Here is a 26320-nt window from a genome sequence, read left to right as displayed (position 1 = left end):
TCAAAATTGATATGTGCGTGCAAATAGCATCTGGCCGCCACTTGGCAAAGCGCTTTCCGATCTGCGATGATCCATGCACAAAATGTCACATTGGGAGGATTGCGCATGGACATGACCGGCGAGGAGCGGATCGCGGCACCCAGGGACGTGGTGTGGGCGGCACTGAACGATCCCGAAATCCTCAAGCAATGCATTCCCGGCTGTCAAAGCCTGGAGAGGATTTCGCCGACGGAACTCACCGCGACCGTGAAGCTGAAGATCGGTCCGGTTTCCGCCTCCTTCAACGGCGAGGTCACGCTTTCCAATATCAATGAGCCGGAGAGCTACACAATATCAGGCGAGGGAAAGGGCGGCATTGCCGGCTTCGCCAAGGGCGGGGCCGACGTCGTCCTCAAGCAAGATGGCGACGAGACGATCCTGCAATACGAGGCCAAGGCACAGGTCGGCGGCAAGATTGCCCAGCTCGGCTCGCGGCTGGTGGATTCCAGCGCCAAGAAGCTGGCGCAGCAATTTTTTGCCGATTTCACCGCCGCTATCAACGGTCAGGCCAACGCCTGATTGCCGCAAGAACATCTGGCACCCATATAGTCGATCATGATATCGAAATCCGAGAGCTGGGCTGTCCGGCCGGCACGCGAACAAGACATGAGGGACCTCGCGGAGATCTATCTCCGCGTCCGCCGCGAGACATTCCGATGGGTCGATCCCGACCGCTTCAGCCTTGAGGACTTCGCCATTCATACGAATGGCGAGCGCCTGTTCGTCTGCGAAAACGAGAATGGTTTGGTTGTCGGCTTTGCCGCGGTGTGGGAGCCGGACGACTTCATCCATATGCTCTATATATCGCCGGTCTTCCAGGGGCGCGGCGCCGGCAAGGCCCTGCTCGCCGCCCTGCCGGACTGGCCGACGCGCCGCTATAGGTTGAAGTGCCTGGTCAAGAATACGCACGCCATGACCTTCTATCGAAAACTCGGCTTCGAGATCATCAGCGACGGCGCCTCGCCAGAGGGCGACTACAAGGAGATGCGGCTTAACGGCAATCCGTCATTTTGATGGAAGCTGGCCGGCAATCTCTTCGGCACGGGTGCGGTGCTTGTCGGCCTCTGCCTGCCAGCGTACTGCCTCCCGAGACTGGTTGCGGGCGCGCTTGCGGTGTTTTCCCTGATTGAACCAGGTCACCGCGGCGCCGACGACCATGCCGAGGATCAGAGCGACAAACAGCAGGGCGAATAGAGGCGCATTCAGCGACAGAACCTGATCGTCCGGCCGGAACGGGTTGAGAGCCAACGTCACGGATTGCCTGTTGGCAACGCAGAATATGATGAGGATGATGCCGAGCGGCAGCAATATCAGCAGATTGACGATCTTCTTGGCCATTGCGCAGCTCCTTTATCCGCAGCCATGGATGCCCGCATCCAAGCCGCCTTCAGCCGCAGAATAGAAATTAGAGGCGGCTGAATTCAAGTGCCACCGCGTCGCGGCACAATCATGTCCGACGCTATTGCGCCGGAGCATTTTCGGGAAAACTCGGCGCGATCGGGCCGATCAGTTGTCGTCTTCCTCGTCGCCTGCACCCGGATTCAGGCGCTCGCGCAGCTCCTTGCCCGTCTTGAAGAAGGGAACCCATTTTTCCTCGACGAAGACCGTATCGCCGGTGCGCGGGTTGCGGCCGGAGCGCGAAGGCCGGTTCTTGACGGAAAAAGCGCCGAAGCCGCGAAGCTCAACCCGGTTTCCCGCGGCGAGTGCATCGGTGATCTCATCCAAGACGGCATTGACGATATTTTCGACGTCACGGTGATAGAGATGCGGGTTACGGGCGGCAACAATCTGCACCAGTTCCGACTTGATCACGGCTATCCCCTTAAATCATTGATTTATCAATTGGCTGCACCCTGCCAAACAGAAAGCAGGCCGTCAAGAAACAACTTATCGGTCATGATTTTCTGGAGACTCTCTCCTTTAATGAAATCATCATAACCAAGACGATTTAGCAACCAGGAAGCGGCGCCCGGCCAAAAGAAGGACGAAGTTTTGTCTTCCGGCTTCCAATCGATGATCGGCAGATCTTTCTTGACCTTGCGTGTTTCGAGATAGGCGAGAATTTCGTCTTCGCCGCCGAGCGTATCGATCAGCTTGTTCTGCAGCGCCTGTCGGCCGGTGAAGATGCTGCCGTCGGCGAGCTTCAATACGTCTTCGCGCGGCAGCTTGCGGCGATCCGCTACCAGATCCACGAACCAGCCATAGCTGTCCATGACCATGTTGCGGATCATGTTCCTGGCTTCTTCGCTTGCCGGATGGAAGGGCGAAGGCTCGGCCTTCAGCGGCGCCGACTTGATCTCGTCGAGGGAAACGCCGAGCTTGTCGAGCAGATCCTTGAGCTGCGGATACTGGAAGATGACGCCGATCGACCCGGTGATGGAGGTATCGCCGGCAATGATAGTGTCGCCGGCGGTCGCTATCATATAGCCGGCCGAGGCGGCGACCGTGCGAATGTCCGATACGACGGGCTTCTTGGCGGCGACAGCGCGGATCGCCTTGAAGATGCGCTCGCCGCCATAGGTGGTCCCGCCGGTCGACGAGATCGAGACGATCAGCGCCTTGACCTGGTCATTGTCGCGGATCTTCTTCAGCCGTTCGAGGAGCTCCGGATCGTCCTGGATAAGCCCGGAAATCTTGACACGGGCAATTTGCGGGCCGCGGGTGTCGGGGAGGTCCCCGGCGACGAAGCGATAGAGCGCGAAGCCGAGCCCCACAAGGAGCAAAACGGCAACAATGCGCCAAAAACCAAGCTTGCGGCGCAATTGTCGCCGATCCGCGATTGCAGAACTGTCCATCACGCCTTATTTCTCCCTGCAATAAATCGAATGCGCTACGAACCGGACAATGACACCTTGAAACGGGCACAATCCTCAGAGAAAAGCGTCTCCCGTTCTCGATGTCGTCGGCGGGAGGCCGCAGTGCTGTTCATCAGATAGGACATTGCCCGACCTGATGAAACGGGCCAATCGGATATTTTTCTGCCGAAATTCATCGGCTGCGGGAAAAAATCCATATTGGCAAGCCAGTGCAATAATGCGAAACGATCCGATGGGCTTTTGGCGCAGCCTCGCATTAGCGTGAATGCGGTTCCCGGATCAAAAAGACGGACCTGTTGCATGCTCAATACGATCGAGACCTCCGGCGAGGCAATCCGCCCGGTGCCGGAACGGAATGTGTATAAGGACGCAATCTTCCACTCTGCGCGCGTGAAGCGGCTGAGGGTATTGTTGCCGGTCGCCGCCCTTATCGTCTCGCTCATCTTCATCACCGTCTCGTTGATCCGCGCCTATTTGCCGGCGGACATACAGATCGAGGGCGCCAAGATCGAGGACGGCAAGGTGGTCATGGAGCGTCCCGCCATCGCCGGCCGCAACAAGGACGGCATCAATTATTCCCTGCTGGCGGAGAAAGCGCTGCAGGATATCAAGAACCCGAACATGATCACGCTCAAGGCCATCAAGGCATCCATGCCCGTCAATACCGACGTGATCGCCCATGTGACGGCCCAGAGCGCGGATTTCGATCGCCAGGCCGACACGCTGAAGCTGACCGAGCCCTTCGTCGTCCAGATGGACAATGGTCTGCGCGCGGAGTTCAAGACCGCGTTCCTCGATGTCAAGAAAGGCGACCTGTCCAGCCAGGATGAGGTTGCAATCAACCGAGGCGGCATGTCGGTTGTTGCGCGTTCGCTCAAGATGACGGATAAGGGGAGCGTAATCGAATTCGACGGGCAGGTTCGGATGCATATCGAACCGTCCGCTCTCCACAATTCAGCTAGCGAACAGAAGCCGGGCGGTTCATGATAAAGTATTGGCCAAATTCAATTTTCAACTCCGGCCTGCGCAAGGCGGGTCTTCTTGGCGCCTTCAGCGCGCTCGCCTTCTTCGCAGCCGCAGAGGCAGGCGCGCAGTCGACGACCAGCTCCATGCCGGGCCTTGCCCTCTCCAGCGATCAGCCGATCCAAATCGAGAGCGACAAGCTGGAAATCCACGATCAGGAAAGCCAGGCCGTGTTCACCGGCAACGTCAAGGTCGTTCAGGGCACCACGACGATGCAGGCGGGCAAGATGACGGTCTTCTACAAGAAGAAGCAGCCGACGGATGCCAAGCAGGCCGACAATCCTGTCGCCAAGGCCGCCAAGGAGCAGAACCAGTCGCTGGTATCAGGCGATGCCAACATCGACCATATTCTGGTCACCGACAAGGTTTACCTCGTTTCCGGCACGCAGACGGCGACGGCGGAAGATGGCTCCTTCGACATGGCCAACCAGCTTGCAATCCTCAAGGGCAAGAAAGTGGTTCTGACCGACGGGCCGAACGTTTTCACCGGCTGCCAGCTCACCGTGCACATGGCGACGGGCGAAGCGCAGCTGGATTCCTGCGGAGGCCGCGTTCAGATCCAGCTCGATCCGAAGTCGCAGCAAGTGCAGCAGCAGCAACAAAAGAAAAATTGATACCGGCCTTCCCGTGACCACATCGACCACTTCCACTTTGCCCGGCGTGCCCGGGCCATCTTCCGCGGCATCGGGCGCACCGGCCGCGGACAAGGCACGCTATAAGGGCACCCTGATAGCGCGCGGCCTCACCAAAACCTACGGCAGGCGGCGCGTCGTCAACGGCGTTTCGCTGGTGGTACGGCGCGGCGAAGCCGTCGGCCTGCTCGGGCCGAACGGCGCCGGCAAGACGACGTGTTTCTACATGATCACCGGTCTGGTGCCGGTCGATGAGGGCACGATCGAGATCGACGGCAACAATGTTACCTCGATGCCGATGTACCGCCGCGCGCGGCTCGGCGTCGGCTACCTGCCGCAGGAAGCATCGATCTTCCGTGGCCTGACGGTGGAAGAAAACATCCGCGCCGTGCTCGAAGTCCACGAAAAGGACAAGACGAAGCGGGAGCGCAAGATCGACGAATTGCTGGAGGAATTCCACATTCGCAATCTGCGCACCGTGCCGGCCATCGCGCTTTCGGGCGGTGAGCGGCGGCGCCTTGAAATCGCCCGCGCGCTGGCGACCGACCCGACCTTCATGCTGCTCGACGAACCTTTCGCGGGCGTCGACCCGATCTCGGTCGCCGACATTCAAAACCTCGTGCATCACCTGACGGCACGCGGCATCGGCGTGTTGATCACTGACCACAATGTTCGCGAGACGCTCGGCCTGATAGACCGCGCCTATATCATCCATGCGGGTGAGGTGCTGACCCATGGCAGGGCGAACGATATCGTCAGCAATCCCGAAGTACGCAAGCTCTATCTCGGTGATAATTTCAGCCTCTGATAGGCTGAAATTCGATCCTTTCATCCAGCAATATTACCGGGCACCGGCGCGCGCTGGAAATTTACTTTCACTTCACAGTTCCGCTTGACCAAATCCCATAAAAAAGCAATTTTTGGGCCAGTTGGAATTTCGCGAAGATTTTATTAATAGAAGACGCGGAATCCCGAGGAGTTCAAGGGGAGTCCCGCGTCCGCCATGGCATTATCGGCCAATCTTTTCCTGCGCCAAAGCCAGAGCCTGGTAATGACTCCGCAACTGATGCAATCCATTCAGTTGCTGCAGATGACCCATTTCGAGCTGAGCCAGTTCATCGCGCAGGAAGTCGAGAAAAATCCGCTGCTGGAATTTGCGTCAAATGACGAAGATCTGGGCAGCAACGGCGAACGCGAAGCCAAGGACGATCATTTCGAGGCCCAGGAAGAACCACACGGGGAAGATGGCTTCGAACGCGGTGCCGGCGAGCTTGCGAGCGACTGGTACGAAAACGACAATACCGGCAATGCCAAGCGGCTGAGCGACGAGCTCGATACCAATTTCAACGATGTCTTTCCGGATGATGGCGCGCCGCCGCGTGCCGACGCGCCGGAATTGCTGAGCCAATGGAAATCCATGCCTGGTGGCGAGGCCGGCGAAAGCTACGACCTCGACGACTTCGTCGCCGGCCAGGTGTCGTTGCGCGATCATCTCAACGAACAGATCCCCTTCTCGCTGCCCGCCATGGCCGACCGGCTGATTGCCCAGCATCTCGTCGACCAGCTCGACGATGCTGGTTATCTGCGCGCCGATCTTGATGAAACGATCGGGCGCCTCGGTGCCACCCCGGAAGATATGACGCGCGTGCTGGATGCCCTGCAGCAGCTCGATCCGCCTGGCGTCTTTGCCCGCAACCTTAGCGAATGCCTGGCAATCCAGCTCCGGCAGAAGGATCGCTTCGACCCGGCGATGGAACGCCTCGTCCAGAACCTGGAACTGCTCGCCCGGCGCGACTTTGCGGCGCTGAAACGGCTCTGCGGCGTCGACGAGGAAGACCTGCTCGACATGATGACGGAAATCCGCCAGCTGAACCCCAAGCCAGGCAGCGGCTTCGAGACCGACATATCCGAGGCGATCATGCCCGATATCGTCGTGCGCCCGTCCGCCGACGGCGGCTGGCTGGTGGAGCTAAACCCCGATGCGCTGCCGCGCGTGCTGGTGAACCAATCCTATTTCGCCTGCGTTTCCAAGACCGGGCAGGACCACGCCTTCCTGTCGGAATGCCTGCAGAATGCCAACTGGCTGACCCGCAGCCTGGACCAGCGCGCCAAGACGATCATGAAGGTGGCAAGCGAGATCGTGCGGCAGCAGGATGCATTCCTCATCCACGGCGTCGATCATCTGCGGCCGCTCAATCTGAAAACCGTGGCGGACGCCATCAAGATGCACGAGTCCACGGTCAGCCGCGTGACCTCGAACAAATATATGCTGACGCCGCGCGGGCTGTTCGAGCTCAAATATTTCTTCACGGTTTCGATCAGCGCCGTCGAGGGCGGCGACAGCCACTCCGCTGAGGCCGTGCGCCACAAGATCCGCCTGCTGATCACCAACGAGAGCCCGGATGCGGTGCTGTCCGACGACGATATCGTCGATACGCTGAAGAAGGGCGGGATAGAGCTTGCTCGCCGCACGGTTGCAAAGTACCGGGAAGCCATGAACATCCCCTCCTCCGTTCAACGGCGCCGGGAGAAGCGGGCGCTGGCCAAAGTCTCCGGTTTCTGACGACCACTCGGCATCAACCACAAGATGCATATCTCCTAACAGTCCGTTAAGATGCAGTTGACTTTCGCATGCGGCAGAGCTAGAAGCCCGCCGCAATCGCTGCAGGACAGCACGACCATGAAACTTATCCCCACCACCCAAAGGCGGTCGATATACGCAATTTGCCTTTGACTGCGTGAAGTGCTTGGATGAGCTTGAGGCTTGGCGTAAACTGATACGCGCAATAACCACTACAAGAAGGGAAACTCCATGAGTGTGCGTGTCTCCGGTAAACATATGGAAATTGGTGATTCCTTCCGCCAACGGATTGAAGACCAGATCGGTATGGCCGTGACGAAATACTTCGACGGGGGGTATTCGGGTCAGGTAATTGTTCAGAAGTCCAGCTCGCGCTTTGCGGCCGATTGCAAGCTTCATCTCGACAGCGGCGTGGTACTGCATGCCGCCGGGGAAGCCATGGACCCGCAGCTTGCTTTCGACGCCGCGTCCGAGCGCATCGAGAAACGCCTGCGCCGCTACAAGCGCAAACTCAAGGACCATCAGGCAGGCAATCATGTGAACGGGCAGGCCGAGGTCGCCTATACCGTGATGGACAGCGTGCCGGATGACGACGAGGAAATTCCCGCCGATTTCGCACCGGCGATCGTCGCCGAAAGCACGAAACAATTGAAGACCATGTCGGTGGCGACTGCCGTGATGGCACTCGACATGACCGACGAACCGCTGCTGCTCTTCCGCAGCCCCGGCAACGAACACTTGAATATCGTCTACCGCCGTCAGGACGGTAACATTGGCTGGATCGACGCGGCCAATATCAAAGGCTGAGAATAGAAGATAAGCGGCGGCTGCGCATCATCGCAGCTGGCCGCCGCTTGCCCGTCATCGGTTCTCGGCGACACGAAGGATAAAGAGAATGGCATTGGCAGATTTGCTACAGCAAGATGCGATCATCCCCGCCTTGAAGGCAAATTCCAAAAAACAACTGCTTCAGGAGTTGGCCGCCAAAGCCTCCAAACTGACCGGATTGCCGGAGCGAGAAATCTTCGATGTCGTATTGCAGCGTGAGCGCCTCGGCTCGACCGGCGTCGGCAACGGCATTGCCATTCCCCATGGCAAGCTTGCCAGCATCAGGTCCATCGCCGGCATTTTCGCGCGCCTCGAAGCGCCTGTCGATTTTGAAGCCCTGGACGATCAGCCCGTCGATCTCGTCTTTTTGCTGCTTGCGCCGGAAGGCGCGGGTGCAGACCACCTGAAGGCGCTCTCGCGCATCGCCCGCGTTCTGCGGGACCAGGATCTCGTCGCGAAGCTCCGCGCCACCGATTCCGCCTCCGCTATCTACGCTTTCCTCAACGAGGAACAGGCATCCAACGCCGCGTGACGACCTGCGTCGCATCGGACCGAGGCAAAAATAAGAGCCGGATGATCACAGATCATCCGGCTCTGTCTTTTTCGCTATCGCTCTGAAAGATCAGGCGTCTTTTTCATCCAGCGGGCTATTGGCGCCCTGATCGGCGTTCTCGACGATCTTCGGGCCACCCTTGGCGACGCCGACCATGGCCGGACGCAAAACGCGGTCGCCGATGGCGAAACCGGCCTGCACGACCTGGACGACCGTGTTGTTCGGCACCTCGGGATTGGGCACTTCGAACATGGCCTGATGGAAATTGGGATCGAACTTCTGTCCGACCGGCTCCAGCTGGCGCACGCCGTGGCGCTCAAGAGCGGAGAGCATGGAGCGCTCGGTCATCTCGACGCCTTCGATCAGCGTCTGCAGGCCGGCATCACCGCCGGCGCGCGCTTCAGCCGGGATGGCATCCAGCGTACGGCGCAGATTGTCCGCCACCGAGAGCATGTCGCGGGCAAAGCTTGCCACGGAATAGGACTTTGCATCCTTCACATCGCGCTCGGTGCGGCGACGGAGGTTGTCCATCTCCGCAGCGAGGCGCAGGTAGCGATCACGCAGTTCGCCGTTCTCGGCCTTCAGCAGCTCAACCGGATCCGGTTGGGACGGCTCGGCCGTATCAACGGTTTCCGCCGCGTCCTGCGCGAAATCCGCTGATGTGTCGGCCGCCGTAGCGTCAGGTCCGTTTTTTGTTGTTTCGTCGGTCATGACGGTCTCCGAATTGCTTGGTCTTTGGATGTGCCCGATATCGAGGTTTGCCCGGAAAAAATCAAGCCTTTGTCGAGAAGAACAGCCAATTCGCGGCTTTGCGGCGGCAGCAATATGCCTCCCCGCTCTTGAATACCGTTCGAGACGTCGACTGTTCAGCTCTCCTCCCCGGTGGTATGCTGACATGCATCTCAGCACAGCGTGGGGTGAGATCAATGTCTAATGGCAAATCCCTTTCAGGCAAGTGTTTCTGTGGGGCAGTGGAAATTGCAGTCGACGGCGAACCAATGGCAATGGGCTACTGTCATTGCGACTCCTGCCGCGAATGGTCGGCAGGCCCGGTCAACGCCTTTTCGCTCTGGCCGCCGCAAGCGGTTCACGTCACCAGAGGTGCGGACAAGATCGGCAGCTACCAGAAAACCGAGACGAGCGTGCGCAAGTGGTGCACGGTCTGCGGCGGTCATCTTTTGACCGAGCATCCGCCCTGGGGCGTGACCGATGTCTACGCCGCCGTCCTGCCCGGCCTCGATTTCCAGCCGGCGCTGCACGTCAACTATGAAACGACGGTGCTGCACCTGAGCGACGGGCTGCCGAAGCAGAAGGACCTTCCGGCTGAGATGGGCGGATCTGGGATGCTGCTTCCCGATTGACCGTCGCCGTCAGATCCGTCTCGTCAAATCCCCGCCCGGGTCAGCCGGGAAATCAGCTGCGCCGTATAATCGACCATGGGCACGATGCGGGCATAGTTCAGCCGCGTCGGGCCGATGACGCCGACCGCGCCGACGATACGATCGTCGTCGTCGCGATAGGGCGCGACGATCAGCGAGGAACCGGACAGCGAGAAAAGCTTGTTTTCCGAACCGATGAAGATGCGCACGCCCGGCCCGCTTTCGGCGAGATTGAGGATCTCGATTAGGCTGTCCTTCTTTTCGAGATCGTCGAAAAGAAGGCGCAGGCGATCCAGATCCTCGGCACCGCCGATCTCGGCGAGCAGATTGGAGTGACCGCGCACGATCAGCTGCGTCGGCTTGCCGTCGTCATCGCCGCCCGACCAGACGGCAATGCCGCGCTCGACCAGCTGGTGAGACAGACTGTCCAGTTCCTGGCGAACGCTCTGCTTGAGGCTCTGCAATTGCCGGCGCAGTTCCGGCAGCGTCTGGCCGGTCATATGGGCGTTGAGGAAGTTGGCGGCTTCCGTCAGCTGTGACGACGTCGTGCCGGCAGGCAGTTCGATGATGCGGTTTTCGACCTGATCGTGATCCCCGACGAGCACGGCAAGCGCCTTGGTGGGCTCCAGGCGAATGAATTCCACGTGCTTCAGCACCGGGTCGCTCTTGGAGGTGATCACGAGACCGGCGCCGCGCGAAACGCCCGACAGCACCCGGCTTGCCTCCGACATGATCGATTCCATCGGCTGATCGCGATTGCTGCCGCGCACCTGCCGGTCGATATTGGCTCGATCCTCGGCGGAGAGATCGCCGACCTGCATGAAGGCATCGACGAAGAAGCGCAGGCCCACCTGCGTCGGCAACCGTCCCGCGCTGACATGCGGCGAATAGATGAGCCCGAGCTCCTCCAGATCGCTCATGACATTGCGCACCGAGGCCGGCGACAAGGACATGGGTAACAAGCGCGAGAGATTGCGCGAACCAAGGGGTTCGCCATTTTCCAGATAGCCTTCGACGATGCGACGGAAGATTTCCTTGGAGCGTTCGTCCAGTGCGGCAATGACATCCGAGACCGACGATGTCGTGAATACCATTTCGCTGTGAGATCCATTCCGTTGAGCCTTAGGCAAAATATAATCATTCGGTTAGCAATGGCAAAAGGGAAAATGCCGCTGGAGGCGCGGACAGGTCTCGCAACCTGCTTTTCCTTTGCAAAAGCGCCCTGTGGGTCGTAGAAGCGGTCAACGAACATTCAGGAGAGTGGAATGCGGCCTTCAGGCAGAAAAACCGACCAGATGCGCAAGGTATCGTTCGAGCGCAATTTTTCCAAGCATGCGGAAGGCTCCTGCCTGGTGAAATTCGGCGATACGCATGTGCTCTGCACGGCGAGCCTGGAGGAGAAGACGCCGCCATGGCTGCGCAACAGCGGCAAGGGCTGGGTCACGGCCGAATACGGCATGCTGCCGCGCGCGACCGGCGAGCGCATGAAGCGCGAAGCCGCTGCCGGCAAGCAGGGCGGCCGCACGCAGGAAATCCAGCGCCTCATCGGCCGGTCGCTGCGCGCCGTCGTCGACCTCAAGGAACTCGGCGAGCGCCAGATCACCGTCGATTGCGACGTCATCCAGGCGGATGGCGGCACGCGCACGGCCTCGATCACCGGCGGCTGGATCGCGCTTTACGACTGCCTGAAGTGGATGGAAAGCCGCAACATGGTGAAGGTCGAGCGCGTGCTGAAGGACCACATCGCCGCCATCTCCTGCGGCATATTCGCCGGTCAGCCCGTCATCGATCTCGACTATCTTGAGGATTCCTCGGCCGAAACCGACGCCAATTTCGTCATGACGGGCAAGGGCGGCATCGTCGAGATCCAGGGAACGGCTGAAGGCGCGCCCTTCAGCGAAGAGGAATTCGCCACGCTGATGCACCTTGCCAAGACCGGCATTGCCGAACTGGTGGAACTGCAGAAGCAGGCCATCGCCTGAGGATATTCTGGAATGGCTGACCCGGCCCTCGCAGGCGTCCTTGAAACCGCACTTTATGCGGACGATCTCGATGCGACCGAGGCCTTTTATGGCGGTATTCTCGGGCTGCAGAAGATATCGCGCGGCGGCAATCGCCATGTTTTCTATCGCTGCGGGCCGGGCGTGTTGCTCATCTTCAATAGCGAAGAGACGGTCAAGCCACACGAACCCGGCGCCCTGCCCGTGCCGCCGCATGGCACGAAGGGGCATGGTCACGTGTGCTTCCGCATCGACAACGACGAGATCGAGGCCATGGCGCGAAAGCTGAAAGCTGCCGGTATCGATATCGAAGCCGATTTTCACTGGCCGAACGGCGGCCGTTCGATTTATTTCCGCGATCCGGCCGGCAACAGCCTGGAATGCGCCGAACCCCGCATCTGGGGCCTATGACAGGACAGCACATGCGCAAGCTCGAAACCAAGACCATCGTCGTCGCCAGCCACAATGCCGGGAAGATCCAGGAAATTCGTGATCTCATCGGCCCGCTCGGCTTTACCGCCAAGTCTGCCGCCGATCTCAATTTCATCGAACCGGACGAGACGGGCACGACCTTCGAGGAAAATGCGACGATCAAGGCGCTCGCCTCCGCGCACGCTTCCGGTCTGCCGGCACTCTCGGACGATTCCGGCTTGGTCATCGATGCGCTTGGCGGCGATCCCGGCGTCTATACGGCCAACTGGGCGGAAAGGCCCGACGGCACGCGCGACTTCGCCATGGCGATGCAGAAGGTCGAGACCGCTCTGGAAAAGGCTGGCGCGACCTCGCCGGAGAACCGCACGGCGCGCTTCGTCAGCGTACTTTGCCTTGCCTGGCCGGACGGACACACCGAGCTTTTCCGCGGCGAAGTCGAAGGCACCGTCGTCTGGCCGCCGCGTGGCACCCAAGGCTTCGGCTATGATCCGATCTTCCAGCCGCGGGGATACGGGACCACATTCGGCGAGATGAGCGGCGACCAGAAGCATGGCTGGAAGCACGGCGATCAACACGCACTGTCGCATCGCGCCCGCGCCTTCAAGACCTTTGTCGAAACTTGCCTGGAGGCGTAAGCTAACCCCGTGGAAATCGTGGACACACAGGACCTGATGCGCGGGGCGCAATTGCTGCCCGATACCGGTGAACCCGGTTTCGGCGTCTATGTGCATTGGCCTTTTTGTGCAGCCAAGTGTCCTTACTGCGATTTCAACAGCCATGTCCGCCATCAACCGATCGATCAGGAGCGCTTTGCTGCCGCCTTCCTGAAAGAAATGGCGACGATGCGGATGATCAGCGGGCCGAAGACGGTCACCAGCGTCTTCCTCGGCGGCGGCACGCCTTCGCTGATGAAGCCCGAAACCGTCGCCACGATCCTGGACGGCATCGCCAAGGCCTGGCATGTGCCCGACGGCATCGAGATCACCATGGAGGCCAATCCGTCGAGCGTCGAGGCGGAGCGCTTTCGCGGCTATCGCGCCGCCGGCGTCAATCGCGTATCGATGGGCGTGCAGGCGCTGAACGACCGTGACCTGAAATTCCTCGGACGTCTGCACAATGTCAAGGATGCGCTGAAGGCGATTAGGCTGGCGCGCGAGATCTTCCCGCGCATGTCCTTCGACCTCATCTATGCCCGCCCGAACCAGACTATCGAGGAGTGGGAGCGCGAGTTGAAGGAGGCTATCTCCTATGCGGTCGATCATCTCTCGCTCTATCAGCTGACGATCGAGGAAGGCACGCCCTTCTACGGTCTGCACAAGGCCGGCAAATTGATCGTGCCGGACGGCGATCAATCCGCACTGCTTTATGAAGCGACGCAGGAGATTACCGAGCGCGAGGGCATGCCGGCCTACGAGGTTTCCAATCACGCGCGTCCCGGCGCCGAGAGCCGGCACAACCTCACCTATTGGCGCTATGGTGACTATGCCGGGATCGGCCCCGGCGCGCATGGCCGCCTGACCAGAGGCCCGCAGAAGCTTGCGACGGCGACCGAGCGAAAGCCGGAAAGCTGGCTCGAGATGGTCGAGCGCGATGGCCACGGCATGGTCGACCAGGAAATGCTCGGGTTCGACGAACAGGCCGACGAATTGCTGCTGATGGGCCTGCGGCTGCGGGAAGGCGTCGATCTCGCCCGCTGGCAGCAGCTTTCCGGCCGCGACCCCGATCCGCAGCGCGAAGCCTTTTTACTGGAACACGGTTTCATAGAGCGGATCGGCAATTCCCGCCTGCGCTGTACGCCGGCAGGGATGCTGGTTCTCGATTCTGTGGTCGCCGATCTCGCTTGTTAATCACCTCACCCTTGAGGGGGAGGTCGCCGCGAAGCGGCGGGTGGGGGTGATTGCTGAAGGCATAATTGAGTCTTCAGTTCCAAACAGGATCACCCCACCCCGGCACTTACGTGCCGACCCTCCCCCTCAAGGGGAGGGTGAGTAAGCGTCCATCGATTGCCGCCAGACCCGCCGCGATCAGGGCCATGCCGATGAAATGCTTCGGCTGCAGGCTCTCGCCGAGAACGAGCGCGCCGAGCAGGATCGCACTGACGGGAATGAGGAAGGTCACCAGCATCAGCTTGGTGGCGCCGGCCGCCGGAATGATCGGCGCCAGCCCCATGCGGCGGAAACGATGCCCGAGACACGGACACATAAAAGAAACGGCCGGCGGTTAGGCCGGCCGTGAAACACGGAGTAAATGCTATCCGCGCGCCTACTCGTTGATGAGGCGCTTCAGCAGCTCGATCTCGTGCGACAGCTTGCTGTCGCCGGAGATCAGTTCCTCGATCTTGCGGACGGCGTGCAGCACGGTCGTATGATCGCGACCGCCGAAACGTCGGCCGATTTCCGGGAAGGAACGCGGCGTCAGGGTCTTCGACAGATACATGGCGATCTGGCGCGGCTTGACGATGACGCGCGTGCGGCGGTTCGAAACCAGCTCCTGGCGCGAGACATTGTAGTGACGCGCGACGATGCGCTGGATGTCCTCGATGCGGACACGGCGCGGCTCACCTGAGCCGACCAGATGTGCCAGCAGTTCGTCGACGCGCTCGACCGTCAGGTTCGGCTCGAACGAGCGGCGGAAGATGAGCTGGTTGAAGGCTCCTTCCAGCTCGCGGCCGCTGGCGGTGACGTTGCGAGCGACATGCGAGAGAAGCTCGGCCGGGATTTCCAGCGACGGATCGTCCTGACGGGCAGCATCGAGGCGCCGCTTGAGGATCTCAAGGCGCATTTCATAGTCCGGCGCCTCGACTTCGATCGCCACACCGCCCTGCAGGCGCGACCGCACGCGCGGGTCGAGTGATTCCAGCTCCCAGGGGGCACGATCGGCAGCAACGACGACCTGCTTGGCGCTGTCGAGCAGCATGTTCAACAGATGGCAGAATTCGTGCTGGATCATCTTGCCCTGCAGGAACTGCATGTCGTCGATGATGAGCAGGTCGATGTTGCGCAGCGAATCCTTCAGCGTCAGCGCATCATTGTCGCGGATCGCGGTTGCGAAGCGCCACATGAAATATTCCGCCGTCAGATAGACCACGCGCAGGGCGCGCGGGTTCTGCACGGCGGCATTGGCGATCGCCTGCAGAAGATGCGTCTTGCCGAGGCCGACCGTCGCATGGACGAAGAGCGGATTGAAGCGCACGGCGCCCGTACCGGCTTCGGCGATGGTCTTTGCAGCGGCAAGGCCGACGCGGTTCGAGCTGCCTTCGACGAAGGTATCGAAGGTGAAGCGGGAATCGAGCGGAGAGCCGAACAGCGGCGTGCCTGCCGTTGCGGGCCGCGTGGCGGCGACAGCATTCACGGCCTGCGCCACCGCATGGCCCGCCGGCTGTGCGGCGGGACGACGGATCGGCGCCACAGCCGCCTGATCCGGCATCGCGGGCTGCTCGTCGACGGAAGGCTTCACGCCCTGCCGCGTCGCGGTGCGGACCAGAATTTCGACTTTCAAAATCTCGGCATCCTCAGCCTGGAACAGGCTGGTGATCAGATCGAGATAACGATTGTTGATCCACGACTTTAGAAAGGTCGTCGGAACTGTGAGACGAACGACGCTCTTCGATACCGAATGGAGCTTGAGCCTTGCGAACCAGCTGGCGTAGACATCGGGTCCGACCTGGGCCTTCAAGCGCGCGCTGACGCGCTCGAACACATTATTTTGCGCCACGTCGCCCTTTTCCCCCGCCGCTTCTAAGCAAACCGCACCGAACGCCTGCGCATTGTCCCCATTCTCCAACGCACCCGTCGTCCTCGTATGTATCTGCATATAATGCCGCCTTCCACAGTCTCTTATAGGGCGGGAGAGCAATGCACCGCCGCCCCTAGGTTCTTCGCCATAGCATGACAATCGCGCCCGTTGTCCCAAGCCGCGCCGCATACCGGTTCATCAGCCATGCCCGGCCAACGGGCGTTACAGAAAGACCTGACGAAAACCGCTCTTAAAGCAGCCTTCACCCGTGTCCCTGCAACTGGGGCATCGATCGGCCCTCGTATTCCGACCGTTGCCCCGATGGTTGTCAATTTTTCTCCCCTCCCCACAGCCACGCCACTAACTCCGGCTGCAAAGGACAGACAAGCTACCTCGTTCCGCAAGCGTTGCCGCTTCCAGCTTTAACTCGTCAACTGTTTGAAAAAACGGAGCTGAACTGCTCCGTCACAAGAGACAAAACCACCCACGCCGCCGCGAATGACGGTGTTTGCCGAAGCCGTTTAAGGTGAAATCCGCGCCCCTTGTTGAAATGCATTTAGGCAGGATCGCGGGCAGATATCAACGATGAATTTTACACAAAATTAAGAGGCAGCCATTGACTCTGGAGGCCATTTTTGACTGTCACAAGCCCTTCAAAAAAGAATCGCTGTTGAATCAAAGAGATTCCCGACAAATGCGATTCCCACAGCTTTCAAAACAAAAAAAATAAAAAATCCCTTGACTCACTTGTGAGCCGGCAATGCGTCATGCAGATCACCCAGCGCTGAGATATCCTGCTGTAAGCCTTTGTTTTTAAAAGCATATTTCTGTCACGCCAGTGACATGAACGGCCAGTCATTTTTGGCAATACGGCAATTTTTTGGCCGAATCCAAAAAGCCCGGCACGAGGGCCGGGCTTAAGTCTAACGACGAAATCGTTAATGGAAAGTTACGCGGTCGGGGCCGAAAGGGCCTTCACACGCTTGGCAAGGCGCGAAACCTTGCGGGAAGCAGTGTTGGCGTGAAGCACGCCCTTGGTGGCTGCGCGAGCCAGTTCCGGCTGGGCAGCAACGAAAGCTGCCTTTGCGCGATCCGCATCACCCGATGCGATGGCTTCTTCGACCTGGCGAACGAACGTGCGAACGCGCGAGCGACGAGCCTTGTTGACATCGGTGCGGCGGGCGATCTTGCGGGTCGCTTTTTTCGCCGAGGTAGTATTGGCCATGTATGCCTCTCTTAGAATTCGAACAAAACTCCATCGTTGCGGCGCGGGCCTTGCGGCGACTTCATCCAGCAATGCGGGAGCAATTGCGGAAAACCAGAGCGGCTTTCCAAACTGTGGCGGGCATATAACCGGAATGAGCCCCGTCGTCAACGCGGATTCTCGCCAAACCCGCGTAATTCCGGATTCTCGGCCTCACCGGTTCTTGAACTCCGGCTTGCGCTTCTCGATGAAGGCGGCCATGCCTTCCTTCTGGTCCTCCGTGGCGAACAGGCTATGGAACAGGCGGCGCTCGAAGCGCAACCCCTCCTCGAGGGTAGTCTCCAGGGCGCGATTGACCGCTTCCTTGGCCATGAGCACGGAAGGACGGGAATGAGAGGCGATCTTGGCGGCGGCGGCCATTGCCTCATCCAAGAGCTTGGCGGCAGGCACGACGCGCGCCACCAGGCCCGAACGCTCGGCCTCGGCCGCATCCATCATCCGGCCGGTCAGCACCAGATCCATCGCCTTTGCCCTGCCGACGGCGCGGGTCAGGCGCTGCGAGCCGCCCATGCCCGGGATGACGCCGAGGGTGATTTCCGGCTGGCCGAACTTGGCCGTCTCGGCAGCGATGATGAAATCGCACATCATGGCCAATTCGCAGCCGCCGCCAAGCGCAAAGCCGCTGACCGCCGCGATGACAGGCTTGCGGGCGTTGGCGATATCAGCCCAGCCGCTGAAGAAATCATTCTTGTAGGCGTCGACGAAATCGAGCGACTGCATTTCCTTGATATCGGCGCCGGCGGCGAAGGCCTTTTCCGAACCGGTCAATACGATCGCGCCGATGGCATCATCCTGGTGAAAGGCGGCATAGGCCTGCTTCAACTCGGAAAGGACGGTGGAATTCAGTGCATTCAGCGCCTGTGGCCGATTGAGCCTGACAAGGCCGACAGCCCCATGAGTTTCGACGATGAGGGTTTCGTAAGCCACCTGTCTCTCCCTTTTCTATTGAATCAGCTTCGGCCTTCAATCAGCTTTGGCAGGAGGCGCAATAGAAAGAAGAGCGTCCCGCCTGGACGATGCGACTGACCGTACCGCCGCAGCCGGGCGTCCTGCAAGGCTCAGCCTCGCGATCGTAGACGGAAAAGGAATGCTGGAAGTAGCCGAGCGAGCCGTCCGTCTGGATATGATCGCGCAGCGACGAGCCGCCCGCGGCGATCGCATCGGCAATGACCTCGCGGATGGCGTCGACCAGCATCAGCAGCGCCTCCGTCGGCTTGCCGCTATCGGCGACCAGCGTGCCGGCGGCGCGCAGCGGCGACAGATGGGAGCGCCACAGCGCCTCGCATACATATATATTGCCGAGACCGGCGATATTCTTCTGGTCGAGAAGCGCGCTCTTCAGCGGCTGCGCCTTGCCGGCAAAACGCTTAGCCAGGTAATCAGCGCCGAGTTCGTTGCCTGTCGGCTCCGGCCCGAGATCGCGAAAGAAGGGGTGGCTGGCCATATCGGCCCGCCTGACGATATCCATGAAGCCGAAACGGCGCGGATCATTATAGATGACACGCGCATCGCCGCCGCCGCCCGCCAGATGAAAGATGACGTGGTCGTGCTTCTCGTCCTTCGAACGGGGATGATGGAAGGTTCCGGGCGTATCGGCCGTAACGCCCGCCTCGACCCGGAACGAACCGGACATGCCGAGATGAGAGACGATCGTTTTACCATCATCGAGATCGATCAGCAGGTATTTGGCGCGACGCGACAGCGACGTGATGCCGCGCCCCGAAACCGTCCGGGCGAAGTCGATCGGGAACGGAAAGCGCAGATCGTTGCGGCGCAGCTCCAGCTCCTTCAGAACAGCGCCCTCCATGGAAGGCGCGAGCCCCCGTCTGACGGTTTCGACCTCTGGTAATTCCGGCATGGCTATCCATCTTTATGTTTCAACCGCTTATGATCTGAGCTATAGCCCAAGACATTACAGCTGGTGATCAGGCTGATGAGATAGCGTGGCAAACGCGATTTCGCTATGGTCCGCCGCTGAGTACTGCATAATTCCTTAAACCGGAATCGATTTAAGGAAAAATTATGCGGCAAATTTAAAGTGCTACAGCGACCTTTGCGCGTCACATATGACGCGCAAAGGTCGCTGTGGTGTAACGGAGTTGAGCCGATGGCAGAAAGCCGCACCTCCGCCGATGGCGGCATGGAAACATCCTATGGCTTCCGCGAAGTGGCCGATGGCGAAAAGCAGGGCCTCGTCAACGAGGTGTTCCACAAGGTCGCCAAGCGCTACGACGTCATGAACGACGTCATGTCCATGGGCATGCATCGTGCCTGGAAGGATGCGATGGTCGCGGCGCTCAACCCGCGCAAGGATCCCGGCTACAAGATCCTCGATGTTGCCGGCGGCACGGGCGACATCGCCTTCCGCATCGTTGAGGCCTCGAATCGGTTGGCGCATGCAACCGTGCTCGATATCAACGGCTCGATGCTTGCCGTCGGCGCCGAGCGAGCGGAAAAGAAGAAGCTTTCAGACAACCTCACCTTCGTCGAGGCGAATGCCGAAGAGCTTCCCTTCGAGCCGAACTCCTTCGACGCCTATACGATCGCTTTCGGCATCCGCAACGTGCCGCATATCGATGTCGCGCTGAAGGAAGCCTATCGCGTGCTGAAGCGCGGCGGCAGGCTGCTCGTGCTCGAATTCTCCGAAGTCGATCTGCCGCTGCTCGACCGCGTCTACGACGCCTGGTCCTTCAACGCCATTCCAAAGTTCGGCAAGGCGATCACAGGCGAGGCCGAGCCCTATCAGTATCTGGTGGAATCGATCCGCAAGTTCCCGAACCAGCAGGACTTCGCAACGATGATCCGCGAGGCCGGCTTCTCGCGCGTGAGCTTCACCAATTACACCGGCGGCATCGCCGCACTGCACTCCGGCTGGAAGCTCTGAAGCATGATGTCGAGCCATGTCATGCGGCTGACGGCCTCCTCTCTTCGAGACCTTGAGACGCTATGAGTGCTTTCAGCGCATATTTCGGCCTTGTCCGGGTCGGCTGGGTGCTCGTGCGCGAAGGCGTGGTCATGGCGCTGCCATCGGAAGGATTGCCGCCCTCCGTCAGCCTTGCCAAATCCTTCGTCAGCATCTTCGCCCGCAGGAAGGCGAAGAGCCAGGCCCGCAGCGACCGGCTTGCCAAGGCGGTCGAGCGGCTCGGGCCATCCTATGTGAAGATCGGCCAGTTCCTGGCAACGCGCCCCGATGTCGTCGGCGTCGATATGGCCAACGACCTGTCGCAGCTTCAGGACCGCATGGCCTTCTTTCCGCATGATACGGCAACGGCGGCCATCGAAGCCTCGCTCGGCCGGCGGATCGACGATCTCTATGTCAAATTCGACGAGCCGATCGCCGCCGCTTCGATAGCGCAGGTGCATCCGGCCGAAATCGACACGGCCGAGGGCCGCAAGCGCGTCGCCGTCAAGGTGGTCCGGCCGGGCGTACGCCAGCGTTTTTCCAACGATATCAAGGCGATGTATCTTGTCGCCGGGATGCAGGAGCGCTTCATGCCTTCCAGCCGGCGTCTTCGGCCGGTGGAAGTGACCAAGACGCTCGAGCAGACCACCAAGGTCGAGATGGATCTGCGGCTCGAAGCCGCCGCGCTTTCCGAGATCGCCGAGAACACCGAGAAGGATCCGGGCTTCCGCGTTCCGAAGGTCGATTGGGAGCGCACGGGCCGCGACGTCATCACCATGGAGTGGATCGACGGCGTGAAGATGTCCGATGTCGAGGGGTTGAAGGCCGCCGGCCACGATCTCAACGTGCTTGCCGACACCCTGATCCAGTCCTTCCTTCGTCACACGCTGCGCGACGGCTTCTTCCACGCAGATATGCATCCCGGCAATCTTTTCGTCGATCCCACGGGCATGATCGTCGCCGTCGACATGGGCATCGTCGGGCGGCTCGGAAAGAAGGAACGCCGCTTCCTCGCCGAAATCCTCTACGGCTTCATCACCCGCGATTATATCCGGGTCGCCGAGGTGCATTTCGAAGCAGGCTATGTGCCCGCCCATCACAATACGGAGAGTTTTGCGCAGGCCATCCGCGCCATCGGCGAGCCGATCCATGGCCAGCCGGCCGAAACCATCTCCATGGGCAAGCTGCTGACGCTGCTCTTCGAGGTCACTGAACTCTTCGACATGGAAACACGGCCCGAGCTGGTGATGCTGCAGAAGACCATGGTCGTGGTCGAAGGCGTGTCACGCATGCTCAATCCGCGCTTCAACATGTGGAAGGCTTCCGAACCTGTCGTCGGCGACTGGATCCGCACCAATCTCGGCCCGAAGCGGATCATGACCGATCTGCGAGATGGCCTGAAGGCAGCCGTGAAGCTCGCCGAAGCAGCACCCGAGATCGCCGCCAAGACCGAGAAATTCCATTACGAACTTCTCGCCATGAGCGAAAACGGCCTGCGTTTCGACCCGCAGACCGCCGAAGCGATCGGCAAGGCGGAAGCCAAACACAGCCGCTCCGGCCGTTTCGCGCTCTGGGTGATCGCGCTGACGCTTCTCTACATCGCCTGGCATCTGAGCTGACCGGCGAGGCTTGCCCCTGCAGCAGTCGAAATGACATGAGCTGATGCAGGAGCGGCGTTTGTCTTTGCTGCCTTTCTCCTTGCCGAAGCTATATACCCGGGCAAACACAGAGTTGCGCGACGGCCGGACTCGCCCCAAAATTCAGCCGCCTGCCATCCGACCGAGGTGTTCGCTATTTGGGATATCCCATTAGCGTTAGGGCTCGCGTAGCCTTGCGGAAAAGGAGAACAACGGACATGGAGCGTCAGAGAGCTGGCATCGAACTCAGCGGCCAACCCTTAGGGTTCAGCGACCTGGTGCGGATCGGAGCCGGCGTTGCCCTGCCCTGGGCATCGGAAACCGGCATGGCCCGGGTGCGGCTTGCGCGCGGCGTTCTCGAAAACACGATCCAATCCGGCATGCCGGTCTATGGCTCCACGACAGGCGTTGGTGCCATGAAGGACGTGGAGTGGTCGCCGGAAGACCTCGATACCTTCAATCTCGGCCTCGTGCGCGCCCATCATTTCGGTACGGGTGCGCCCTTCTCCATGTCGGTCGTTCGCAATGCGATGGCGATCCGGGTCAATACCGCGCTCACCGGCAAGGTCGGGTGCTCACAGGAGCTGATCGAGGCCTATCTGCAGCTGCTTGAGGCCGATGTCATTCCCGTCGTTCGGCGGACCGGCTCGATCGGCTGCGCGGATATAGGCCTGATGGGTCAGATCGGCGCGGTTCTGACCGGTGTGGGAGAGGCCGTCTATCGCGGCCGCCGCATGCAGGCCGCCGATGCCTTCGCCGCCGCCGGCATCGCTCCCGTCCGCATGATGCCGCGCGACAGCCTGGCCTCGCTTAGCGTCAATGCCGTCAGCTTCGCCGCCGCCGCGGAAACGACCCGCAATGCCGCCGCCTCGATCCGCGTCCTGCTTGCGACCGGCATGATGGCAGCCGGCGCGCTCGGCGCCTCGCGCGATCCCTGGATTTCCGTGCGCCATGTCGGCACCGCCCGCGAAGCCCTGATCGGCGCCTGGCTCTGCAATGCCTCCGATGAATGGCCCTGGCCGGTCGCGACCCATGTGCAAGACCCGCTGAGCCTGCGTATGATCGCCCAGGTCTTCGGCGCCGTCATCGAGAACCTTTTGACGGCGGGCCACAAGATTCTCGCCGCCACCGGCCGCTCCGATGACAATCCGGTCATTGTCGACGGTCGCGTGATGACCTCGGGCGGCTCGTTACCGCTTGATGTCACCATTCTGCTGGAGGCCGCAGTGATCTGCATGGCCCATGCCGCCCGCAACGCTTTCAACCGCTGTGTCTTGCTCGGCAACGGCCAACGGCGTGGCCTGCCGGTCAATCTCGTGCCGGAAGGGAAGATCGCGACCGGTTTCGGTCCGATCATCAAGCTTGCCGGCGAGATCTTCTCGCGTGTTCTGTCCATGTCCAACCCGGTCTCGGCGCAGTCACTCGTCGTGGCGGCGGGCATGGAGGACGAGGCTGCCTTCCTGCCGCTTGTCATCGAGCGTTTCGAACGGCAGATGCGGGCACTGAAGCGCCTGGCGGCCCTGGAGGCCCTGCTATCGGCCCAGGCGATGGACATTCTCGGCGACAAGCCGGAAGGCGTCGCGCGCATGCTCTACGAGGTCGTGCGCAAGCATGCGGATTTCTACGTGGTCGACCGTCCCCTTTCGGCCGAAGTCGAGGCGATCGAGGAGGAACTGGCCTCCGAGGCTTTCGTCTCGGAAATGATCGCCCACAAGCCGATCCTCGCCTATGATGATTTCTTCGCGCTGGGCTCGCTGGAGCGGGTCGAAGAGCGGCTTTACCACGACACCGTTGCCATCTGAACCAACCGACTGAACCAACCGACCGGCGGAGAGAATGCACATGGCCGATTTCGATCTTGTCCTGCAAGGCACCGTGGTTTTGCCTGATCGTATCGTGGAAGCCGGCTATGTCGCCGTGCGCGACGGCAAGATCGCCGAGATTGGCATCGGCGTGCCGCCGGCGGCACGCGAACGGCATCTGCTCGGCAAAGCGCTGATCCTGCCCGGCGCGATCGATGCGCAGGTCCATTCGCTTTCTCAGAAGGACCAGGAGGATTTCATCTGGTCGACCCGCTCGGCAGCAGCCGGCGGTGTCACCACCATTGTCGACATGCCCTATGACGAAGGCAACCTCGTCTGCTCGGCAGCGGCGGTGAAGAAGAAGATCGACCATGCCGCGCCGCAATCCCGCGTCGACTTTGCCCTCTACGGCACGATCGATCCGGAAGAAGGCCCAGGGCGCATCGCCGAAATGGTCGAGGCCGGTGTTGCCGCCTTCAAGTTCTCCACCTTCGGCACCGATCCGAAGCGCTTCCCGCGCATTCCGCCCGCCCTCCTCGATGCCTGCTTTGCCGCGATCGCACCGACTGGCCTGACCGCTGGCGTCCACAACGAGGACGATGAAGCGGTGCGCACCTATATGGAGCAGGTGAAGGCGAGCGGCGTCACCGACTATCGCGCCCACGGCCTTTCCCGCCCGCCGATCACCGAACTGCTCGCCATGCACACGATCTTCGAGACGGGTGCTGATACCGGCTGCCCGGCCCATGTGGTTCATTGCTCGCTGGGACGCGGCTACGACATCGCCCGCGCCTATCGCCGCGACGGCTTCGAAGCGACGGTCGAATGCTGCATCCATTACCTGACGCTCGACGAGGAAAACGATGTGCGGCGCCTTGGCGGCAAGGCGAAAATTAATCCGCCCATCCGCCCGCGCGCCGAAGTGGAAACCTTGTGGCGCAAAGTGACGGAAGGCAATGTCTGGCTGGTCTCGACCGACCATGTCAGTTGGTCGGAAAACCGCAAAACCAATCCGGATATGCTGGCGAATGCTTCCGGCGTGCCGGGACTGGAGGTCATGGTGCCGCTCTTCGTCAAAGGCGCTCTGGAACGCGGCGCGCCGTTGACGTGGGCGGCGAAGCTGATGGCGGAAAACCCGGCTAAGCATTTCCGCCTCGATCATATCAAGGGCGCGCTGACCCCGGGTAGAGACGCCGACATCGTCGTGCTGGAACCGCGCGAAATGGTCTACGACGCAGCCGCCAGCGGCAATAACGTCGTCGGCTGGAGCCCCTATAACGGCATCCGCCTGCCCTGGACGGTGTCCGCCGCCTATCTCAGGGGCAAGCAGATCGCTGACGGAAACAAAGTGCTGGCCGAGCCGGGCAGCGGCAGATTTGTCCGCCCACTTCCTCGCCAGATTATCGCCGGAGAGACTACCTGATGACCGACCCCAAACGCCACAACCTGCCCGTCAACGCCGACCGCATCGCCGAGGATATCGATGCGTTGGCCGGCATTACCGATCCGGGCCATCCCTGGACGCGCCGCGCCTTCTCGCCCCTCTTCCTCGAAGGGCGTGCCTATATCGAAGCACGGATGAAGGCCGCGGGACTTGAGACGCGCATTGATGCCGCCGGCAATCTGATCGGCCGGCGCGCGGGCGCAAAATCTGGCCTCGGCACGATCCTTGTGGGGTCGCATTCCGACACCGTCCCCGATGGCGGCCGCTTCGACGGCATCGCCGGTACGATTGCGGCGCTTGAAGTCGCGCGCTCCTTGAAGGATCGGGGCATCGAGCTCGATCATGATCTGGAGATCGTCGATTTCCTGGCCGAGGAAGTCAGCATCTTCGGCGTCTCCTGCATCGGCAGCCGCGGCATGACCGGACAGATCCCCGAGGCGTGGCTCTCCCGCGTGAGCGGCGACCGCACGCTTTCGCAAGGTATTGCCGAAGTGGGCGGCGATCCTTCGGTGCTGCTCTCCCAGAAGCGGCCGGATCTCGCCGGCTTCCTGGAGCTGCATATCGAGCAGGGTCCTGTGCTGGAAGCCGAGAACAAGGATATCGGCATCGTCACCGCGATCGCCGGCATCACCCGCATCGAAATCACCGTGGAAGGCCGCGCCGACCATGCCGGCACGACGCCGATGGATCGCCGCGCGGATGCGCTGGTGGCCGCTTCGCAATTGGTCCTCGACATTCGCCAGCGCGCGGCTGAACAGGCAAAGACGCCGGGGCATTTCGCAGCGACCGTCGGCGAATTCCGCATCGAGCCGAATGCCGCCAATGTCGTGCCGTCCAAGGTGGTGCTGCTGATCGATGGCCGTGCTGAAATCCGCGGCGACATGGAAGATTTTCTGGCCTGGATCGACGGTGAGGTGAAGACGATCGCCGCCGATTATGGCGTGACGATCAATATGCCGGTCCGCGTCTCCGACAATTTCCCGACACCGGGCGCTCCGGTCCTGCTCGAAACGCTCGAGCGTGCCTGCGACACGGTCGGCGCCAAGCATCGCCGCATGGCGTCTGGCGCCGGCCACGATACCGCCTGGATCGCCAAGGTCGCGCCTGCCGCCATGATCTTCGTGCCCTGCAAGGAAGGCCGCAGCCATTGCGCCGAGGAATGGGCTGAAAATGACGACATCGCCATGGGCGCCGCCGTGCTTTTCGAAGCCGTGCGCGACATGGACAAGAACCTCAAACAGAACCGGGAGTAG

Annotated in this window: 27 protein-coding genes and 1 pseudogene; 18 read left to right on the top strand and 10 right to left on the bottom strand. The window is 60.9% G+C overall.

Translation table 11 applies throughout. The features are described 5' to 3' along the window. The first annotated feature begins 105 nt into the window (after positions 1–105). Entirely contained in the window at positions 106–558 is a 453-nt protein-coding gene (locus FP026_RS01560) for an SRPBCC family protein (RefSeq protein WP_149632879.1), read from the top strand. An 87-nt stretch (positions 559–645) separates the two neighbouring features. Continuing rightward, complete coding sequence (locus FP026_RS01555) at positions 646–1053, top strand: GNAT family N-acetyltransferase (RefSeq protein WP_432444070.1); 408 nt, start codon at positions 646–648, stop codon at positions 1051–1053. Here FP026_RS01555 and FP026_RS01550 read toward each other — a convergent pair. From FP026_RS01550 to sppA, 3 genes are all read right to left on the bottom strand, one after another. Continuing rightward, complete coding sequence (locus FP026_RS01550) at positions 1045–1377, bottom strand: LapA family protein (RefSeq protein ID WP_149632877.1); 333 nt, start codon at positions 1375–1377, stop codon at positions 1045–1047. The two genes, FP026_RS01555 and FP026_RS01550, sit on opposite strands and share 9 nt — an antisense overlap. Positions 1378–1545: 168 nt before the next feature. Beyond that, a complete protein-coding gene (locus FP026_RS01545; RefSeq protein ID WP_004120746.1) occupies positions 1546–1851 on the bottom strand; it encodes an integration host factor subunit beta in 306 nt (101 codons plus the stop codon). Positions 1852–1877: 26 nt separating this feature from the next. Then, the gene (gene sppA, locus FP026_RS01540) at positions 1878–2834 is read right to left on the bottom strand and encodes a signal peptide peptidase SppA (protein WP_149632876.1); all 957 of its coding nucleotides are present in this window, start codon (positions 2832–2834) and stop codon (positions 1878–1880) included. A 321-nt stretch (positions 2835–3155) separates the two neighbouring features. Between sppA and lptC the strand changes: the two genes are divergently transcribed. The 6 genes from lptC to ptsN all read left to right on the top strand — a co-directional run bounded on the left by lptC (position 3156) and on the right by ptsN (position 8451). After that, positions 3156–3842, top strand: a complete 687-nt coding sequence (gene lptC, locus FP026_RS01535; protein ID WP_149632875.1) for an LPS export ABC transporter periplasmic protein LptC — start codon at positions 3156–3158, stop codon at positions 3840–3842. Next, positions 3839–4492: an LptA/OstA family protein gene (locus FP026_RS01530; protein WP_149632874.1), complete on the top strand. Its 654-nt coding sequence runs from the start codon at positions 3839–3841 to the stop codon at positions 4490–4492. Before lptC ends, FP026_RS01530 begins: the two co-directional genes overlap by 4 nt. A 37-nt stretch (positions 4493–4529) precedes the next feature. After that, a complete protein-coding gene (lptB, locus tag FP026_RS01525; protein ID WP_041677789.1) occupies positions 4530–5318 on the top strand; it encodes an LPS export ABC transporter ATP-binding protein in 789 nt (262 codons plus the stop codon). Positions 5319–5513: 195 nt separating this feature from the next. After that, positions 5514–7073: an RNA polymerase factor sigma-54 gene (gene rpoN, locus FP026_RS01520; protein WP_149632873.1), complete on the top strand. Its 1560-nt coding sequence runs from the start codon at positions 5514–5516 to the stop codon at positions 7071–7073. Positions 7074–7322: 249 nt separating this feature from the next. Continuing rightward, positions 7323–7898 carry a ribosome hibernation-promoting factor, HPF/YfiA family gene (gene hpf, locus FP026_RS01515; RefSeq protein WP_149632872.1) on the top strand — a complete coding sequence of 192 codons (576 nt, stop codon included), beginning with the start codon at positions 7323–7325 and terminating at the stop codon, positions 7896–7898. 88 nt (positions 7899–7986) lie between these two features. Further along, positions 7987–8451 carry a PTS IIA-like nitrogen regulatory protein PtsN gene (gene ptsN / locus FP026_RS01510; RefSeq protein ID WP_120662806.1) on the top strand — a complete coding sequence of 155 codons (465 nt, stop codon included), beginning with the start codon at positions 7987–7989 and terminating at the stop codon, positions 8449–8451. 90 nt (positions 8452–8541) lie between these two features. Here ptsN and grpE read toward each other — a convergent pair whose 3' ends face one another. Next, a complete protein-coding gene (gene grpE / locus FP026_RS01505; RefSeq protein WP_149632871.1) occupies positions 8542–9183 on the bottom strand; it encodes a nucleotide exchange factor GrpE in 642 nt (213 codons plus the stop codon). Positions 9184–9398: 215 nt separating this feature from the next. Between grpE and FP026_RS01500 the strand changes: the two genes are divergently transcribed. Next, a complete protein-coding gene (locus FP026_RS01500; protein ID WP_149632870.1) occupies positions 9399–9833 on the top strand; it encodes a GFA family protein in 435 nt (144 codons plus the stop codon). Positions 9834–9856: 23 nt separating this feature from the next. Here the strand turns inward: FP026_RS01500 and hrcA are convergent, their stop codons facing one another. Beyond that, the gene (gene hrcA, locus FP026_RS01495; protein ID WP_149632869.1) at positions 9857–10945 is read right to left on the bottom strand and encodes a heat-inducible transcriptional repressor HrcA; all 1089 of its coding nucleotides are present in this window, start codon (positions 10943–10945) and stop codon (positions 9857–9859) included. Positions 10946–11116: 171 nt separating this feature from the next. Between hrcA and rph the strand changes: the two genes are divergently transcribed. The 4 genes from rph to hemW are packed head-to-tail and all read left to right on the top strand — an operon-like array spanning position 11117 to position 14130. Then, positions 11117–11833 (top strand): ribonuclease PH, encoded by a 717-nt coding sequence (gene rph / locus FP026_RS01490; protein ID WP_149632868.1) that lies wholly within the window; start codon positions 11117–11119, stop codon positions 11831–11833. Positions 11834–11845: 12 nt separating this feature from the next. Next, complete coding sequence (locus tag FP026_RS01485; RefSeq protein ID WP_149632867.1) at positions 11846–12262, top strand: VOC family protein; 417 nt, start codon at positions 11846–11848, stop codon at positions 12260–12262. Positions 12263–12273: 11 nt separating this feature from the next. Beyond that, positions 12274–12918: an RdgB/HAM1 family non-canonical purine NTP pyrophosphatase gene (gene rdgB / locus FP026_RS01480; protein ID WP_149632866.1), complete on the top strand. Its 645-nt coding sequence runs from the start codon at positions 12274–12276 to the stop codon at positions 12916–12918. 36 nt (positions 12919–12954) lie between these two features. After that, positions 12955–14130: a radical SAM family heme chaperone HemW gene (gene hemW, locus FP026_RS01475; protein ID WP_149633141.1), complete on the top strand. Its 1176-nt coding sequence runs from the start codon at positions 12955–12957 to the stop codon at positions 14128–14130. A gap of 106 nt (positions 14131–14236) precedes the next feature. Here the strand turns inward: hemW and FP026_RS01470 are convergent. The 5 genes and pseudogenes from FP026_RS01470 to mutM form a co-directional block, all read right to left on the bottom strand. Beyond that, positions 14237–14437 (bottom strand): annotated as a pseudogene (locus tag FP026_RS01470) (EamA family transporter); the annotation flags it as partial. Between the two features lie 108 nt (positions 14438–14545). Beyond that, on the bottom strand, positions 14546–16096 hold the full coding sequence (gene dnaA, locus FP026_RS01465; protein ID WP_149632865.1) for a chromosomal replication initiator protein DnaA: 1551 nt from the start codon (positions 16094–16096) through the stop codon (positions 14546–14548). Between the two features lie 871 nt (positions 16097–16967). Continuing rightward, the gene (gene rpsT, locus FP026_RS01460; RefSeq protein WP_004108374.1) at positions 16968–17243 is read right to left on the bottom strand and encodes a 30S ribosomal protein S20; all 276 of its coding nucleotides are present in this window, start codon (positions 17241–17243) and stop codon (positions 16968–16970) included. Between the two features lie 192 nt (positions 17244–17435). Beyond that, a complete protein-coding gene (locus tag FP026_RS01455; RefSeq protein ID WP_149632864.1) occupies positions 17436–18209 on the bottom strand; it encodes an enoyl-CoA hydratase in 774 nt (257 codons plus the stop codon). Positions 18210–18249: 40 nt separating this feature from the next. Next, positions 18250–19140, bottom strand: a complete 891-nt coding sequence (mutM, locus tag FP026_RS01450; protein WP_149632863.1) for a bifunctional DNA-formamidopyrimidine glycosylase/DNA-(apurinic or apyrimidinic site) lyase — start codon at positions 19138–19140, stop codon at positions 18250–18252. Between the two features lie 249 nt (positions 19141–19389). On the opposite strand from mutM, the gene ubiE reads away from it, so the two are divergent. From ubiE to FP026_RS01425, 5 genes are all read left to right on the top strand, one after another. Beyond that, entirely contained in the window at positions 19390–20166 is a 777-nt protein-coding gene (ubiE, locus tag FP026_RS01445) for a bifunctional demethylmenaquinone methyltransferase/2-methoxy-6-polyprenyl-1,4-benzoquinol methylase UbiE (RefSeq protein ID WP_149632862.1), read from the top strand. Positions 20167–20228: 62 nt separating this feature from the next. Further along, positions 20229–21803, top strand: coding sequence for a 2-polyprenylphenol 6-hydroxylase (gene ubiB, locus FP026_RS01440; protein ID WP_149632861.1), 1575 nt, complete (start codon positions 20229–20231; stop codon positions 21801–21803). Between the two features lie 236 nt (positions 21804–22039). Then, positions 22040–23623 (top strand): aromatic amino acid lyase, encoded by a 1584-nt coding sequence (locus tag FP026_RS01435; protein WP_149632860.1) that lies wholly within the window; start codon positions 22040–22042, stop codon positions 23621–23623. 40 nt (positions 23624–23663) lie between these two features. Beyond that, a complete protein-coding gene (locus FP026_RS01430) occupies positions 23664–25046 on the top strand; it encodes a dihydroorotase (RefSeq protein WP_149632859.1) in 1383 nt (460 codons plus the stop codon). Next, the gene (locus FP026_RS01425; RefSeq protein WP_149632858.1) at positions 25046–26320 is read left to right on the top strand and encodes a Zn-dependent hydrolase; all 1275 of its coding nucleotides are present in this window, start codon (positions 25046–25048) and stop codon (positions 26318–26320) included. Before FP026_RS01430 ends, FP026_RS01425 begins: the two co-directional genes overlap by 1 nt.

It is taken from the genome of Martinezella tropici (assembly GCF_008370325.1).
GTDB classification, from domain to species: Bacteria; Pseudomonadota; Alphaproteobacteria; order Rhizobiales; family Rhizobiaceae; genus Rhizobium; species Rhizobium tropici_B.
This window is presented reverse-complemented; position numbering and strand designations above follow the sequence as displayed.